The sequence below is a fragment of the Leclercia tamurae genome (assembly GCF_025566055.1).
Taxonomy (GTDB): Bacteria; Pseudomonadota; Gammaproteobacteria; order Enterobacterales; family Enterobacteriaceae; genus Enterobacter; species Enterobacter tamurae.
This window is the reverse complement of sequence record NZ_JAMHKS010000010.1, coordinates 1-244: the sequence shown is the minus strand read 5'-3', so window position 1 is coordinate 244 and position 244 is coordinate 1. Positions and strand designations below refer to the sequence as shown.

At 47.5% G+C, this 244-nt stretch carries 1 rRNA gene; it reads left to right on the top strand.

The features are described 5' to 3' along the window. Nucleotides 1–13 precede the first annotated feature (13 nt). Nucleotides 14–244: ribosomal RNA gene (locus M8318_RS00035) — 23S ribosomal RNA — on the top strand; the annotation flags it as partial.

Below are 244 nucleotides of genomic sequence, written 5' to 3'. Positions count from 1 at the left end.
CTTCGGGTTGTGAGGTTAAGCGACTAAGCGTACACGGTGGATGCCTAGGCAGTCAGAGGCGATGAAGGACGTGCTAATCTGCGATAAGCGTCGGTAAGGTGATATGAACCGTTATAACCGACGATTTCCGAATGGGGAAACCCAGTGTGATTCGTCACACTATCGTTAAGTGAATACATAGCTTAACGAAGCGAACCAGGGGAACTGAAACATCTAAGTACCCTGAGGAAAAGAAATCAACCGA